Below are 15,949 nucleotides of genomic sequence, written 5' to 3'. Positions count from 1 at the left end.
AATGAAGGCGGTGGGTTGCGCCTTGTTGCCCCTGAATATAGGCAAGCACTTGAATGCAAACAAGTAAGCACAATCCGGTGGGGTAGGTACCAGGGGGTGTCAAATGGGATCAACACAGGAAAAAAAAATGTCGCGTCGGGTTGCGCCGTCACATATTCGGCCGATTGTCGAAACCATTCTCGGGTGTAAATGGTCGCTCACCCTGATGGTGCTCATCCGTCAAGGTGTTCACCGGCCAGGTCAAATGCACCGCTCGGTCGACGGTTTATCGCCCAAGGTCATGAACTATTGTCTCGCCAAAATGCTCGAATTCAACTTGGTCGAAAAAACATCGTACCCGGAAATTCCCCCCCGGGTGGAGTACCACTTCACTCCCTTCGGGCTGAAGTTCATGAAACTCTTCGACGTGCTGGAAGAGTTGGACGGCGATCTTGCGGAAGCGGTAAAGGGGGCGACCCGCAACTAAAATAATAAAACCGGCGCGTGGATGGTTTATCGCCCGACAGCCTGATCGTTAAGCTGATTTTTTCGTGGCGTCCAGGCGTTTACGCAGCTGTTGCGCCGCCTCCATACCGGGTTCGAGATCGAGCGCGCGCTGAACGGCCTCGGCAGCGTGGTTGAATTCGCCTTTAAGGAAAAACTGTTCGCCAAGATAGTAAAACCCAAGCGCGTGGCGGGGGTCGAGTCGCAACGTTTCTTTAATCGCGGCGATTGCGCCGACACGATCATCCAGCGCCCCCAAGACACGACCCAAATCACAATGGATCTCGGCGGCTTTGTCGGGATTGAGCAGCAGCGCTTTGCGAAAAGGCGCGGTGGCTTCATCCCAACGCTCGAGGGCGAAAAGGGTTTTGGCAAGTAAAAGCCAAGCCTCGGCATGATGACGATTAACCGCAACCGCGCGTTCCAGCCATTTGAGGGCACGCCGGTGTTTGCCACGCCGGACCAAACCCCGTGCTTGGAAGATATAGCAATGCCCGCGCAGCAAGTATAAAACCGCGGCGCCGACACAAAAAATGATGATAGGAATGAGCCATTGAAGCAAACATCGACCTCCACAAAAGAATTCGACTGCTAAAACCGCAACAATAAGACACAGTTAGCGCGAAAACCGGGATGGGGACAGCACGATTCTGGCACAAAACAAAATAAATGCAATCAAAATGTCAACCAAAAAAACGAACGCAAAGGTGCCGACTTTACATTAGATCGGCCGTAAATGGTATTTACAAAACCCAAATTTCGCATTCAACAAACAAAAACCAAGCATCCATTGAAACCATACAAGCAATGAAACAGCGCAAGAAAGGACAAATAGTCTTCTTTGCGTTTGGTGCGAAGCACCAGTCACCAAAGACAAAAAGCCTCCCTGTAAAAGGAGGCTTTTTACGAGTAAAAGCAAAACCCCGCGATTAAACGGATTTTCCAGATGCGGCTAAGGCGTTGTAAGCGATGCTCATCGGGTTTTGATAGCGTGCGATTTCCCGCTGTTTTAGCAGGATGTATTCTTCAAGCAAGACCCGCGCTTTGGCGGGGGTTAATGCGCCGCGCGAATCTTCCGCGAAGCGAAATCGTACATTATCATCCAGTCGCACCAGGTCCAAAACGGGGATAAAACCGATTGACTCACCGGTCTCAACAGCATTTTTCACGGTAACAAGAAACAACTCGGCCAAGCTAATTTGGGCGTTCAATTCTTGAACGCTGTGCTGTCGCACCAGCCGTGTCTCCTGAGCGACGACTTCTAAAAGGTGGGTTTGAAAAGGTTGCGCCACATCTGATTCATGTGGGCACTGGGACGGGGAGGAACGCAGGGACCGCGTCTTCACGGCGGTGGGCAGGGTTGGGTTTTTGCTAGACATACATTGATTCGCCATAGGGACTCCTATTCGCTGACGAGACGCCGCCGGTTTCACGAAACCCATACACCCGACAAATCCATTGCAACTTGGATACAAAGGGTACGGCACCAAAAGGGGCGGAAACACACGAAAACCGCGGCGACACGGTGTAAAGGGTGAACGAAAGTAGAAATCAATGAATCGAAGAAAAAAACGGATCAAACCTCAATTCGGCTCATGGTTCGCCGAGAAGGAAGAATCTAAGTCCAAAAAGAATGCTTCTCTTTCAAACGTACCGCGGTAGGTGGGATGAAATACCCAGGTCGCATCCAACAGCGGATTAAGAGATATGCATCACACAATCCTAACACGAATACGCGCAGGAAAATTCCACGGCCCTAAGTTACGAAAAAAGACGCATTTCCCAAAAAAGCACCCCGCCCTCCCCAAAAAGCAACAAACCGGAATCCGTCCAAGGTCTAACCCGCATTTCTCCCAAGGGATTCTGCTACGGGGCAACCCATGCGATTACTTCGGTTACTCGGTCGAGCCGCCTTCGCCTCAGCTGCTACGCCTATGCCGTCTCTCGGTCGCAATCTTCGTACTCCCAAGGCTTTCAGCTTCTCACGACGAACCTTTGTGAGAAATGCGGGCTAAGCGTCGAGAATTCCCAGGGCGACGGCCATAATACCCATGACAAAGTGGAGTAGGGTGACGCCGACCAAATTGCGATGGCGGATGTAGAGCCAACCCAACACAAAGGAAATGACAAAGGTAGCAAGGGTAAGCCGCGCATTGTGAATCACGTGTGCACCGGCAAATGCCATCGCGGTCAGCGGAACAGCCCATGTACCCTTGGCATCTTCATAAAATTCCTGCAGCGCGGTTTGATAGACACCGCGAAAGGTAAACTCCTGCAAAAAAGCCGAAACAAAATAGGCGCAACCTGTCCAGGTTAAAACAAACTCAGAAAACACAACGGCAAGACGACCTGGAAAAAGGAACTGAAAGGCACCCAGCAGAACAAAGGCGATGAGCAGACCTTCCCGTGCGGCAGGCAGCCAACCCGCGGTGGTGAGGCCGAAAAACTGCAGCGGTCGGCGAACAAGGTGCATCATCATCACACAGGCGATGGTTGCCGCGGCTAAGGCAACCACCGAAATGACATAGGCCGGCAGAACCGAGGAAATTTTGTGCAGGTAGGCGGTGAGGTAGTTTTGGCCCATCACCAGGAGCAGGGCAATCACGACAAAGTGCCCGAACCGGCGCCGTGATTCCACTTGTTCAATTAATCGAGAATCGGCTAAACGGATGTGGCGAATGACATTTAAACCCAACCTGGCCGTCAGCTTATCGCATAATGCCGGCGGGATCGCCAAAGCGTCGAACTCGGGACGGTCCAAGCGCACGAGATGCACCGCATCCAAAGCGCGAATGGTCGCGGTGCGGGGAGCGCGGTCGAGAAAGGCCAATTCACCCAGCGTGGCCGGGGCAACGATTTCGGTCAAGACGTAGGGCGCCTCGGTGTCACCGCCAATCCCTTTCGAAATAGAGACAGACCCACGCTCAATGAGCAACAACTCCATGGTGTGCTCCCCTTCGCGCGCGAGTACCTCGCCGGGGGCGTAGGCTTCCCCGTGCATGGCCGGCAGCAGGAGCCGCAATTCGTCATCACTAAAATCGCGTGCCCATTCGAAACAGCGCAGGCGTTCAACTTGAACCAACTCACTTTTCATGACAGGTCTCCGAGATACAACGGGAAAGGGGTAAAACCACGTCGAGGTCGAGAACGCCGCAACCTAACCGGCCAAGGTCTCCTCAGTTTCCACGCCCGCGGGCAAGGAACAACCGAGTTTTTTGCCAACACGGATGGCGGAAACCGCACCACTTTCCAACAAGGGAATGCCGCGATGGGCATAGGACCCACAGAACCAAACGCGGCGGTCGGGTTCAGCCATCATGGTGTCCAAGCTTTTTAGAGCCTGAAGGGAACCATGATCAACGCGGGGCCGCTCGAAACGCATTTGTGAAATCACGGTCCCGTCGAGGGGATCGATGAGCGGATTCCAGGTTTGAAAAATCGGGGTATTCCCGCCCATTCGCTCATGGCAGGCATTGAGCCAGATGGTCGCCATCGGCGCGTCGCTGCCCTCTTTGAGCAGGTAATTCACGGGCGACCAATAGGCTTTGACGCGCGGCGCCAATCGCGTATCGGTATGCATCACCACGGGGAAAGATTCGTAATGAAAGGCCTTGAGAAAGGCGCGCTCGGCCGGGCTTTGATCAGCCAGAATTTTGTCGGCCTGGTTGGCCTGGGTGGCAAAAACGACGTGATCGTATTGGGCAAGGGTACCGTCAACCTCAACCAATTCAACGTGATCTTCGCGACGCCGGACTCCTTGGACCGGGTTGCTCAACTTGAGTTCTTTAACGTGCTCGGTGAAACGCGCGACCACATCTTTGGTCCCATACCGCACGCGACGCACGTTGGTGGTGACAATGCCGCTGTTGAGGTACTCGATGACGATGGATGCAGGGAATTGACGCATGCTTTGGTAGGAGCAGGTGCAGATGCCCGCGTAAGCGGGGTACAGAAATTTGTCACAAAAGGCGCGCGACACACCGACTTCGGCCAGGTATTCCTCGAGGGTCACATGATCCAAATCTTTTGTTTCAAGATCTTTGGTCATACGACGCACGAGCTTCAAAAAATCAAGCCCAATGCGCCGAGATTCCGAACTCAGCAGACCGGGCAGCGAGAGAAAAGGAACAGCCATGCCCAGCATGTTCAAATTGCGGTACTGAAAATACAGATCGCCATACATTTTGGTGAAGGAAGCGGCGTAGTTAATGGGATCACTTTGAATGCCCAAGGTTTTATAGAGGCGGCTGATTTGTGGGTAATAAGCGTCAAAAAACACCCGCATCGGCACATCGGTGCGGTACGTCTTCCCATCAGATTCGTAGGTTGCGGCAAAGGCATCCATCCCTAGCGCGGGATGGGCCTCGTAGAGGGTAACGTGGTGGCGGCGACTGGTTATCCAAGCGGCCACCAATCCACCGATACCGCTGCCGACAACAGCGATACGCTGAGGTTTCGCGGTCATGCATCTTCCTTAAAAACAGGGTGTTCACGAGGTGAATCACGCGGTCAACAGCAGGCGCAGTTGGCAATGGGTGTCGTTTCACCCCGCGGAACCCATGACGATCCGTCTCGTGTTTCATGCTGGTGGCTCATTATAGCCGGCGTTGCCGGGCTGTCCAAAGCCTTGGCTTGAAACACCGGTGCAATTTCATCAGGGAAGGGCGGAATTATACCGCCTCGCCAAACACTGGGCAAAAGCAAAGGCACCCTACGCGCTTCCCCTTTTGAGCAAACTTTCAGCAGCAAGTGAGGCAACGGCTAGGGCTCCGAATCGGTCTCGGCGTGATCCTTGGGCATGATAAAGCTTGCAATACAGTTGCTCCCCAGGGACTGTGCCTCGGCCAACGCCTGACGGCCCAGTTGAACCAGCTTTCGGGCGTCCCCGCCGTCTTCTCGCGGGATGCCGGTGGCAACCCCAAGCGTGGCGGTAATGGTTCCGGTTCCGGTTTTGGCGTTGCGGTTGTCAATCTCCAAGGCTTCGATTTTACGGCGAAGGGCTTCCGCAATTTGGCAAGCGGCCTCGGCGTCGGTTTCGGGCAACAAGGTGACAAAGGTGTTTTCCTCATAACGCGCGACAAAATCAGCAGGCCGCTTGACAATGGTTTGCAAGCCCGCCGCCACCAAACGCAAACAGTCGGCCATGGGTTGGCGGCCGTACAAAGCGCCGAAACTCTCGAAATAGTCGAGACAAATGAATACCAGGGAAACCGGTTTGCGATTGCGGCGAGCCCGGCTCCATTCGCGGCGTAAATGGTCGTCCAGGGTGTGTCGGTTCATCACACCGGTAACCGCATCCAAATTGGTTTCTTCTTGAAGCAGACGGCGGAAAAACAACAATTCGAGATGGGTACGCAGTCGCGCCATGGCGGGCGGAATGATCACGGGTTTTTCGATGACATCGCGGATCCCACTTTCGAACAAGGCGGTGTAGTCCACGCCGTCCCCACGCGCGGTAACGACCAAAATGGGAATATCGAGAAAATGGTTGACCGAACGAATCTGCTGCACCCGTTCCAGGAGACCCGTGCCACCACCGTCTTCATGGTGCATTAAGACCAAATCGGCACGATATGCCCCGGCGGTTTCGGGGCAAAACTCGGCCGCATCTTGTAGGACCTTGACCTGATAAACCTCGCGAACCGATTCAAGAAAAGGCTGCATGGTTTCATCTTCTAGACCCAAAAATAACAAAACAGGTGGTGTTTCGTCGCGCCGTTTCAAAGGGACCTCCATTGGGTGATCGAGGCGAGCCGTCACAGCAGCAAAGCTCAAGAAATCCAGGAATTATCGCAGAAAGAAGCGGCAGGTAAAAGAGAATGAACAAAACCATGATAACAAACATTTGCCTCATCAAAACGAAACAGACGCGAAAAGCACGGCACGCCGCCCATAAAGGGCGCCGGGTCAATGCAACCGGCCGGGGTGAAACAGGGGCCTGACCCGCTGCTCACAAAACAGATACTCGACTTACCAACCAAAATCGGTTATCCTTGGGTTCGATTGTGAGCGGATCACGATTCACCACATACCGTGGCTGATTCGACCTATTTTGGGCCACGCCCCGTCGAATGTTTTCTTCAACCTAAGAAGCGCGATAAAAACGCCGCTTCGGTTCCAGCCAAATCATCCGTATCCCGACACATGATTCATGTGCAGCGGGCGGCTACACACGCGGAGATGAACCTTCGCAATCAGCCGGATACACCACCACAAAATACCAAAGCATCACGAACCATTAACAATCACAAAGCTTCAATGCCGAATTTTCGGTTAGTGTTTGATGATTTTTTCTAGATGAATTAAAACCCGTTACATCCCCGACAAAACATCGGTTTATAATGGGTTACGGTGAAACTTACTTACGGAGGCACACCGCTTTATGTTCCGTTCTACCATCGCGCTCTTGTTGTTTCTCGCAGGCGGCTTCACTTGGGCCAATGAACATGTCACGGCCGACTTGGTCGAAATTTTGAACAACAATGTCAAAATTAAGAAAGTTGCGGTCGTCTACAATCCCAAAAACACCCAAATACAAGTACCTCCTCAAATCGCTCAAGCACATTTGTTTTTGGTTCAGATCGACAGCCCACGCCAAATTTCCCAAGTGGTTAACCGTGTGATTCTCGCCCAAAAGGACGTCGACGCGATTTTCCTTGTCGACGACCAAAACAAAGCTGTCACCAGCAAAGCTTCAGTAAAATACCTTTCTAAAGTAGCTTTCCGCAAACAGATGATGCTTCACTCAGACAACGACACGATCGAAGGCTCTTTCGAGGAACTCAACGCAAAAATCTCCCTGTGACGAAACAGGCTGAACCCGGCGCTTCTTCTTTCCCACCGCAAACGCCTTGTCCCCTCAAAAAAGACCAAACGGAAGCCGGGTTCGTCCCGGCTTTTTTAGGTTCCGGCCCCAGCCGGAAACCGATCCAACCCGTGTCATCAAAAATTAGGTCGCTTTTCGCATAACCAACCTCTTTCACCGCGCAAATTGCTTCCGTGTGCCCTCGACTAAGACCGTGTGTTTTCCATGAACCTTCACATCGAAATGATGTTTGATCAAAGTACGTCGGTAGAAACCCACTTCTTGAAGCAACGGTGTCATTTCGGTTTCTCGTTGTTTCCCGACCCTGGTGCCGTAACGAACCTCCCCGTCCAGATAACGACAGTTGGGAAAGCCAAAAAGCACGCGGCTGTTGGGCCTGCAATGATGGGTTAGCAGCCTGTGCAGGATACGGTGGCCGTCCAAGGCCGGGCTATGCAGGACATTGATCGCCACGATGACGTCGAACACACCCAGGGTCGCAAAATCAAAGCCACCCAAGTCAGCGACGAGGAACCGAGGCCCGAGGGAACCGAAGCGCGCTTGGGCCGCGGCAACGGCACGGGCGGCGTGATCGATCCCGATTAACTCGGTTTCGGCCAGGCGGTCCGGCGACCAACACCGCAGAAAAGGGACAACTTCCCAACCTTGGCCGACCCCCAGCAACAAAACCCGTGTCGGGTTTCGTTTCGGAATACGTCGGATAAAATGCAAGTAATGGTGGAGGAAGGTGGGTTCCTCCGTACGCACAATTTTGCTGAAGTCGGTGCCCGGCTCATATTTTTCCGCGCGCGGTCCCACAAACCAATGGGGCACTTTTTGCGGATCCAAGACCTCAAAGGTCAGTGCCAACCAATCATCCGCGCGCCACCGCGGCGTCCGCAGCCGACACGCCACCCTTTCCGCCAATTCGAACCAAATCGGCAGGGCACGATGACACAGGTATTCACCGTCGCGTTCGTAAATTTCTCCGGGATAGCAACCGGCACCCCAATCAGGATTGGGAACCACACATTGAAAAAGCGCGCCGGTCGCGTGGGTAGCGCTTTGCCGCTCTAACCAAATAAGAATGTCGATCAAGGGTTGATCCCGAACCCACGGCACAGGCTCATTAAAAAAAGACAAAAACGCGCCTCCCCCTTGAGATGACCCAAAAAACGAATCGATGCATGGTTACCCTTCCCATTTTATTAGAGGGAAGCACCGCCACTTCCCGCGCCTTCCGAAGGCGCGATTTGCTCGATTCGCGGAAACCGCGAGGAAGGCGCTGAAGTTCCACCACGCAACGAGAAGGCAAGGCGAAACAAAACCCGCCGGTGCGTTCGGCTTCTTCGCGAACCCGCTTCACCACGGGCCTCGGAAAAAGTTGCCGATCGGGAGAAACGGACCCACCTTCACTCGGCAAATTGTGCCCTAAGTGGTGTGTTTTCAATAGTCTATTTTCGCCTATTCGCCCTAACCCTATCTGATCCAGGCCTTTGCATTTCTGGCACCACCATTGCTTCTACCTGAGCGAAAAATGAGCGCAACCTATAAGCCAACCTTTTGGTTTTGATGGTGTTATCCCAGGACAAGGGCTTGTCCAAACTGCGCTCAGAACACGGATGTTTTTGCGGTTTCGGCTGTTGCCGGACGGTCTTCGATCCGTTTGAACCGCAACGCTTTTCTCTCAGGGAGGAATTCATGGCTTCGATTCTGAATAACATTGCCTCGATTAAGGCAACCCGCCGGCTCGGCATTTCCGAGCGCGGCTTGAACCAAACGATTAACCGTTTATCAACCGGTCGTCGCATCAACGAGGCGGCCGACGACGCCGCGGGCCTGCAAATCGCCAACAACTTACGCGCCGATATTCGCATTTTGGGGCAAGCTCGCCGCAACGCCAACGACGCCAACGGCCGGATCGCCACGGCGGAAGGGGTCCACGAGGAAGCAACCAACTTGCTCACCCGGGCGGCGGAAATTGCGGAACAGGCGGCTTCCGGCACCACATCTTCAGCCGGTCGTATTGCCCTCAACCAGGAATGGGTGGAAATCCAGGGCGCTTTGACAGCCCTTGATTCAGACACCCGCTTCGACGGGACCAGCGTCTTCGGTCAACAATTTTCAGTGCGCGTCGGTGAACGCGCGACCGAGGTCATTTCCATTTCGACGATTCCCATCGACGCGACCAACCTCGGCCTCACCGCCAACTTGATCACCTCCACGGCGGCAGGCACCGTGCTGAGTCAGGTCACCGCGGCCATTGAACAAATTTCGGCCAACAGCGGTTCTTTAGGCGCAAAATCCCAGCGTCTCAACACCTTGATTAACAGTATTGGGATTTCGATTGAAAACATCACGGCGGCGGAAAGTCAGATTCGCGACGCGGATATCGCCCAAGAGGTGGTCAACCTTACCAAGTTCCAGGTACTCAACCAAACCGGGGTTTCGGCATTGGCCCAGGCCAACCAGTCGACCCAGTCGGTGCTCAGCCTGCTGAACTAAAGCATCCCCCATCCCTGGGACCGATTCGCATCGTCAGCCGTGTGCACCGCCATCGGGACACACGGCGGGCACAGCACGCGTTGGGGTGCCGGCGTCACGACCCGGCACGCCCCTTTTTTTGCGGTTCCTCACCCAAACGCGGCTCGCGGCCCTGGCGCAAGCGCCGGATATTCTGGTGGTGGGCGGCAAAGATGAGCAAGGCGACCCCCGTGGTGGTCCATACCAAGGGCGCGGGAATCGGCGCGGCGGCCCAGCGTGCACTTACCCAAACCAAAAGCGGCAAGGTTGCCGCGGCGGAAAGGGAGCCCAGCGAAACCCAGCGAAAGCGCCAAGTGACCAAGACGAACAAAAGAATCACCAGCGCGGTCTGAACGGGCAGCAAGGCGAGGAACATCCCCGCGGCGGTCCCGACACCTTTGCCACCGCGAAAGCCGGCGAACACGGAAAAGATATGACCCAGCACCGCGGCAAAGCCGGCGATCAGTTGCCAACTGACGGAAAGCAGTTCAAACGCGGGCGACAGCAAAGGTCCCAGTCGCCATAACCACCAACAAGCGACAAAACCCTTGCCCATGTCCACCAAAAGGACAAAAAGGCCGATTTTCCAACCGAACACACGCAAGGCATTGGTCGCGCCGGCATTACCGCTGCCATGATCGCGAATGTCGACCCCACGCAGAAGCCGCCCGACCCAAAGCGCGGTCGGCACACTGCCCACCAAATAACCCGCCAGGGGAACCACGATCAAACCCAACCACCATGTCATGGAAACGCCACCTTCCTCGGCTGAACCGAATGCCGCTCTATTGTTCCACAAAGTCGGCAAAAAGGAACGGTGGAACCCCACCGCGGCAAACATTCCTTTTTCAAGCGCTTGGCCCAATTACCCGGCCGCTTTTTCCACAAATATTAACTTTCTTCAAGACTATCTTTTACGTGGGTTTTCATTTAGTCTGTTTTCACTTTCCCCTCCTACCGCCAACCCTCTAACCTTAGAAGCGCGAAAATTCGTGGTGATTTTAGCTAAACCTCTGAGCTGCAACGGCCTGTAAAAATGCTCAGGGCCGACGGGTGCAGTTGTGCACGACCCCGGCTCAATGTTTCCAAGCCATTTCGCTCCAGATCTTTAGCGAAAACCCCTCTCTCTTATCGCACCTCTTAGGTTTGATTGTGCCAAAGCGGCGTCCCGCCACCTTCTCCTCGGCCGACCTCCCCCTTTGCCGGCCGTCGTGAAATTTGCCGGCCGCGATGCATAAGCCATTTGGATTCACCCATGAAAAAGGTGCAGCAAGGCGACACCTTCTCGAAGGTTCGTTTTCAAAAGATCCCCCGTCATTTCACGCTGACCATCGTACTTCTGTGCTTTAGCCCCTTGTTGGCTTTGCTCATGGGCCTCCCCTTGTCCACCACCACGCCGCCCCCCACCTGGTCGGCGCTGCTGGCTGAAGACAACCCGGCGTGGCGATTACCCTTGCTCACCCATACGCTGCTCACCTGGAGCGCGTTTTGTATCGCGCTCTGTACGGCGGTGTTTGCGGCGGTCCACTATCTCCTCAAACGCGACGTCGCGGTGCTGATCATCAGCATCGCCTTGTTTTGTTCGGGCTGCCTTGACGCCTACCATGTCATGGCGGCGAACAGCGTGATCGGGTCCAATGCGGACCCCAACACGCTGATTCCGCTTTCCTGGCTGGCAAGCCGCGTGTTTAACGGCGGGATTCTGATCAGCGGCTGTTGGTTTTTGACGCTTGGCAAACGCGATCCAAAAAGCGACCTCAAAAAAGCCACCTTGTTCGCGGCAGCCTTCGGCGCCCTGACCTTAATTACGGTTTTGGTACTGCCCCTCATTTCCCTCAATCCCTTCCAGGGCGGGTCGGTTGTGAAGCAACCGGGCGACTTACTCCCCCTTGCTCTGTATTTTGTGGCGGCGATTTGGGTATTTCCGCATTTCCACCGACAGTACCCCAACCTGTTCGCCTACTCCCTACTGGTCAGTGTGGTCCCCAACATCGTGGTCCATCTCCACATGGCGTTGGGATCCACGGCACCGCTCGACGGTCATTTCCAAAGCGCGCAGGTGTTGCGGGTGGTGGCCTACACGGTTCCTTTTCTGGGGTTATGCCTGGATTACATCAACACCCATCGCAACCTCAAATACGAACTCAAACAACGAGGTCAAAAGGCACGTCTGATGCAAGATATTCGCGAACGAGAAGAGGCCGAACGCCGTATTCACGAGGAAAAAGAGCGGTTAAGGGTGACCCTGGCCTGCATCGGCGATGGTGTGATCGCCACGGACACGGAAGGCAACATCCAGCTCATCAACGAGGTGGGCGCCCGCTTAACCGGTCGCACCATTGAAGATGCAACCGGACGGCCCCTGGAGGAAGTGCTTACCCTACTGGATGCGCAAACCCACAATCCCCATCAGCCCAACCACGAGGATTCTGGATCGGAACGCATTTTTCCGGTGTTGTTGGTGAGCACCGACGGCACCGAACACATGGTGGCCGAGCGGACCACGCCGATTCTCGACGCGGCCGGCGAGATCCTCGGATTTGTGTTGGTCATTCGCGACATCACCAGCCAGGAGAAGGCCCGTTCGCGGATGGCACAGTCCCAGAAAATGGAATCCATCGGCCAACTGGCCGCGGGCATCGCCCACGAAATCAACAGCCCGATGCAGTTTGTCGGCGATAACAACGAATTCCTCACGGAGGCGTTTACCGATTACCACAAACTGTTTGAGGAACTGCGCCAATTGATCGACCAGGTCAATTTTGGGGAGACCAAGGCGGACCAGGCGCGACAGCTTATGAAAGCAGTGGAAAAAGAGCTCGACATCGCGTATCTCGAAGACGAAATCCCCAAGGCGCTGCGCCAATCGCGCGAGGGCATTGACCGCGTGAGTCAGTTGGTACGGGCCATGAAGGCGTTTTCGCACCCCGACCGCGGCAACAAAACGATGTCGGACCTCAACGAGGCGATCCGCAACACGATCACGATCTCACACAACGAGTGGAAATACGTGGCCGACCTAGAGGCAGAACTCGGCGAATCGGTGGGTTTGGTACATTGCCAGATAAGTTTAATCAACCAAGCGGTTTTAAATCTTTTGGTTAACGCGGGTCAGGCGATTGGCGAACAAGTAAAAAGCGGTCGTTTTAAAAAAGGCCTTATAAAAGTTTCCACAGAAAGGCGCAAGAGCGGTATTCTTATTCAAATCGAGGATAACGGCGGAGGAATCCCGCCCTCAATTCGCCACCGAATTTTTGACCCCTTCTTCACGACCAAAGAGATCGGCACGGGCAGCGGCCAGGGTTTGGCGATCACGCATGATATTATCGTCAACAAGCATCGTGGAAAGATCGAAGTTGACAGCAAAGCCGGCGAGGGGACCGTCTTCTCCATAGCCCTCCCGGATCCCCAGAGCAGTACCGAGGTGACTTCATGACGCTGAACATTCTGTTTGTCGATGATGAGGCGCGCATCCTTTCCGCGTTTCGCCGTCAAATGCGGCAGATGCGAAGGCAATGGACGGTTCAATGCGCCCAGGGCGGCGAGGAAGCACTGGCGATGATGCGCGACCATGCCATCGACGTGATCATCTCGGACATGCGCATGCCGGGCATGGACGGGGCCGAACTCCTCACGATTGTCAGCGAAATTTACCCACGCACGGTGCGCATTGTGCTCTCCGGGCACAGTGACCGCGAAATGGCGGCGCGCGCGGTTAAGGCGGCCCACCAATTCTTGTCAAAGCCGTGCAGCTTCACCCATTTAAAAGAAAGCATCGAGCAGGCGCTCATTCTGCGCGACATTCTCCGCAACGAAAAACTCCAGGAACTGGTAGGCGGCACGGCGCAGCTTCCCAGCCTGCCGGACCTCTACTTTCAACTGGTGGAAGAACTGCGCCAGGAACAGCCGAGCCTGGAACGCATCGGCCGTATTGTGGCGCGCGATGTGTCGATGACGGCCCGCATTCTGCAACTGATCAACTCGCCTTATTTCGGCCTGCGTTATGAAATTCGCAACATCAACCACGCGGTCAACTATCTGGGTTTGGACACGCTGAAATCGCTGGTGCTTCTGATTCACGTCTTTGAATCCAGCGTCAAACAGACGCGCCTGTTGCAAGATTTTTGTGAGCACAGCTTGATGGTCGCCAGCCTGGCGCGCCAAATTTGCCTTCAGGAAGAGGCCGAGCCGGAAGAGGCGGACCAGGCCTTCACCGCGGGGTTGCTGCACGACGTGGGCTGGCTGGTTCTGTTCCACGGCGGCTTCCTGGATGTGCTGCCCTGCAACCACGACGAGGCCAAGCTGCTGTTGGAGGAACGCAAACTATGGGGCAACTGCCATGCCGAGGTCGGTGCCTATTTGCTGTGTATTTGGGGCATTCCAGCCGACATTGTGCGCATTGCCGCCTTCCACCACAAACCCTCCCACGCGGAACGGGGCGGCATTAGCTTGGCCGCGGTCCACGCGGCTGAAATCCTGGCGATGGACCAGCAGGAACCGATTGACCTTCTCTACTTAGAACGCTTAGGCCTCAGTGAACATCTCCCCCACTGGGAGCTGCTTTACCAGAAACTCAAGGTGAAAGGAGTTCGTCTTTGACGCGAAAGGTATTGATCGTTGACGATGATGCGAATTTGTTGGCGGGCTGTCGCCGCCAGCTACGCAAGTTCTGTGAGGTACATACGGCACAAGGCGGCATGGCCGGCTTGCGGGCACTTGAAACAACAGGCCCGTTTCAGGTCTTGGTGAGTGACTTCCGCATGCCGGGCATGGACGGCATTACCTTTCTCAGACAAGCGCGGGAAGTGGACGACGGCGCCATCCACATCATGTTATCCGGCCAGGCCGATATGGACGCCATGATCGAGGTGATTAATTCGGGCACGCTGTTTCGATTTTTGACCAAGCCCTGTCGCACCGGTCAGTTGGCGGAAGCGATCGAAGCCGGTTTTGAGCAGTACCGCTTGGTAAAAAGTGAAGCGGAACTGCTGGAGAAAACCCTCAACGGCAGCATCCAAATGTTGGTGGAGGTCTTGTCGATCACCAACCCCATTGCCTTCAACCGCTCGTTGCGGCTCAAGAAGGCGGCGGTTTCCCTGGGAAAACGCCTCAACGTCGAGAAGCTGTGGCAACTGGAAATTGCGGCCAACCTCTCCCAGGTCGGTTTCGTTTCGGTGCCCAACGAGATTGTGCAAATGGGCCTTAAAGGCGGGCGCTTGTTGGCCCGCGAGGAACAAATGTTTTGGGAATACGTCAAACACGGCAGCCATTTGGTGGCCAATATTCCCCGTTTAGAAGAAGTCGCCCATACCATTGCCTATATTGAAAAACACTACAACGGCGGCGGTTACCCGGACGACAGCGTCGCGGGCGACGCGATCCCGCTGCATTCGCGCATTCTCAAAGCGGTGAGTGATTACGACATGCTCAAGCTGCGTGGTTTTGCCAAAAAACAAATTGAGAGCCAGCTTCAGGAATGGCGCGACCGCTACGATCCCAAAATTTTTAATCTGATGCTGGAAGTGATGGGCTTGAGCGTCCAACTCCAGTGGATCGAAAAAAGTTTGTCCGCGGCCGAGCTCGAGAAAGGGATGATCCTCAAGCAAAACCTTAAAACGAACCGGGGTGTCTTGTTGGTCCCGGCCGGGGTGGAACTAACGGCATTGATGATCACGCGACTGCGCAATTTCGTGGCCAACGGCGCGGTGAACGAACCTTTTTTGGTGAAGATGGAAGCCCCGGCGAACGAATAAGTTCCACCATGGCCTGGGCCGCCTCATGAGCACCAAGTGGTTCCTTGGCGGCACCCTGATTATCAATAAAGACAAAGGCTCCATCCAGACCCTAAAACGCGGGTCTCAAGGTGGAACAGCCGATTTTGATCCGGTATACTGACGGGTTAGCGAACCTTAGCCCGCATTTCTCACGAGGATTCGTCGCGAGAAGCTGAAAGCCTTGTGAGTACGAAGATAACGACCGAGAGCCGGCACAGGGGTCCGACCTTTCGGCGTAGCAGCTGAGGCGAAGGCGGCTCGACCGAGTAATGCGGAAGGCCGCCCCCTCGTAATCGCATGGCATTCGGCTTCGCAGCAGAATTCCTTGTGAGAAATGCGGGTTAGAACTTCTAAGCGTCCTTTC

General features: G+C 54.8%; 13 protein-coding genes. 6 read left to right on the top strand and 7 right to left on the bottom strand.

The genetic code is table 11. The features are described from left to right. Window positions 1–127 precede the first annotated feature (127 nt). The gene (locus J3U88_RS03210) at window positions 128–466 is read left to right on the top strand and encodes a winged helix-turn-helix transcriptional regulator (RefSeq protein WP_207856689.1); all 339 of its coding nucleotides are present in this window, start codon (window positions 128–130) and stop codon (window positions 464–466) included. A 48-nt stretch (window positions 467–514) separates the two neighbouring features. On the opposite strand, the gene J3U88_RS03205 is transcribed toward J3U88_RS03210, so the two are convergent. The 5 genes from J3U88_RS03205 to J3U88_RS03185 form a co-directional block, all read right to left on the bottom strand. Next, window positions 515–1,045 carry a tetratricopeptide repeat protein gene (locus J3U88_RS03205; RefSeq protein ID WP_207856688.1) on the bottom strand — a complete coding sequence of 177 codons (531 nt, stop codon included), beginning with the start codon at window positions 1,043–1,045 and terminating at the stop codon, window positions 515–517. 367 nt (window positions 1,046–1,412) lie between these two features. Beyond that, on the bottom strand, window positions 1,413–1,877 hold the full coding sequence (locus tag J3U88_RS03200; RefSeq protein WP_207856687.1) for a hypothetical protein: 465 nt from the start codon (window positions 1,875–1,877) through the stop codon (window positions 1,413–1,415). A gap of 617 nt (window positions 1,878–2,494) precedes the next feature. Beyond that, on the bottom strand, window positions 2,495–3,577 hold the full coding sequence (locus tag J3U88_RS03195; protein WP_207856686.1) for a CPBP family glutamic-type intramembrane protease: 1,083 nt from the start codon (window positions 3,575–3,577) through the stop codon (window positions 2,495–2,497). A gap of 63 nt (window positions 3,578–3,640) precedes the next feature. Beyond that, window positions 3,641–4,948, bottom strand: a complete 1,308-nt coding sequence (locus J3U88_RS03190; RefSeq protein ID WP_207856685.1) for an NAD(P)-binding protein — start codon at window positions 4,946–4,948, stop codon at window positions 3,641–3,643. A gap of 296 nt (window positions 4,949–5,244) precedes the next feature. Further along, on the bottom strand, window positions 5,245–6,207 hold the full coding sequence (locus tag J3U88_RS03185; RefSeq protein WP_207856684.1) for a GGDEF domain-containing protein: 963 nt from the start codon (window positions 6,205–6,207) through the stop codon (window positions 5,245–5,247). 658 nt (window positions 6,208–6,865) lie between these two features. Here J3U88_RS03185 and J3U88_RS03180 point away from each other — a divergent pair. Beyond that, entirely contained in the window at window positions 6,866–7,288 is a 423-nt protein-coding gene (locus tag J3U88_RS03180) for a type 1 periplasmic-binding domain-containing protein (RefSeq protein ID WP_207856683.1), read from the top strand. 174 nt (window positions 7,289–7,462) lie between these two features. On the opposite strand, the gene J3U88_RS03175 is transcribed toward J3U88_RS03180, so the two are convergent. After that, window positions 7,463–8,431, bottom strand: coding sequence for a class I SAM-dependent methyltransferase (locus J3U88_RS03175; protein ID WP_207856682.1), 969 nt, complete (start codon window positions 8,429–8,431; stop codon window positions 7,463–7,465). Window positions 8,432–8,989: 558 nt separating this feature from the next. On the opposite strand from J3U88_RS03175, the gene J3U88_RS03170 reads away from it, so the two are divergent. Next, window positions 8,990–9,793: a flagellin gene (locus J3U88_RS03170; protein WP_207856681.1), complete on the top strand. Its 804-nt coding sequence runs from the start codon at window positions 8,990–8,992 to the stop codon at window positions 9,791–9,793. A gap of 94 nt (window positions 9,794–9,887) precedes the next feature. Here the strand turns inward: J3U88_RS03170 and plsY are convergent, their stop codons facing one another. Further along, window positions 9,888–10,559 carry a glycerol-3-phosphate 1-O-acyltransferase PlsY gene (plsY, locus tag J3U88_RS03165; RefSeq protein ID WP_207856680.1) on the bottom strand — a complete coding sequence of 224 codons (672 nt, stop codon included), beginning with the start codon at window positions 10,557–10,559 and terminating at the stop codon, window positions 9,888–9,890. A 507-nt stretch (window positions 10,560–11,066) separates the two neighbouring features. Between plsY and J3U88_RS03160 the strand changes: the two genes are divergently transcribed. Genes J3U88_RS03160 through J3U88_RS03150 form a run of 3 tightly spaced genes read left to right on the top strand, consistent with a single transcriptional unit; the run spans window position 11,067 to window position 15,564 of the window. Then, window positions 11,067–13,247 (top strand): ATP-binding protein, encoded by a 2,181-nt coding sequence (locus J3U88_RS03160; protein WP_207856679.1) that lies wholly within the window; start codon window positions 11,067–11,069, stop codon window positions 13,245–13,247. Next, window positions 13,244–14,410 carry a response regulator gene (locus J3U88_RS03155; protein WP_207856678.1) on the top strand — a complete coding sequence of 389 codons (1,167 nt, stop codon included), beginning with the start codon at window positions 13,244–13,246 and terminating at the stop codon, window positions 14,408–14,410. Before J3U88_RS03160 ends, J3U88_RS03155 begins: the two co-directional genes overlap by 4 nt. Beyond that, window positions 14,407–15,564, top strand: a complete 1,158-nt coding sequence (locus tag J3U88_RS03150; RefSeq protein WP_207856677.1) for an HD domain-containing phosphohydrolase — start codon at window positions 14,407–14,409, stop codon at window positions 15,562–15,564. Before J3U88_RS03155 ends, J3U88_RS03150 begins: the two co-directional genes overlap by 4 nt. Window positions 15,565–15,949 lie beyond the last annotated feature (385 nt).

It is taken from the genome of Acanthopleuribacter pedis (assembly GCF_017377855.1).
GTDB classification, from domain to species: Bacteria; Acidobacteriota; Holophagae; order Acanthopleuribacterales; family Acanthopleuribacteraceae; genus Acanthopleuribacter; species Acanthopleuribacter pedis.
This window is presented reverse-complemented; position numbering and strand designations above follow the sequence as displayed.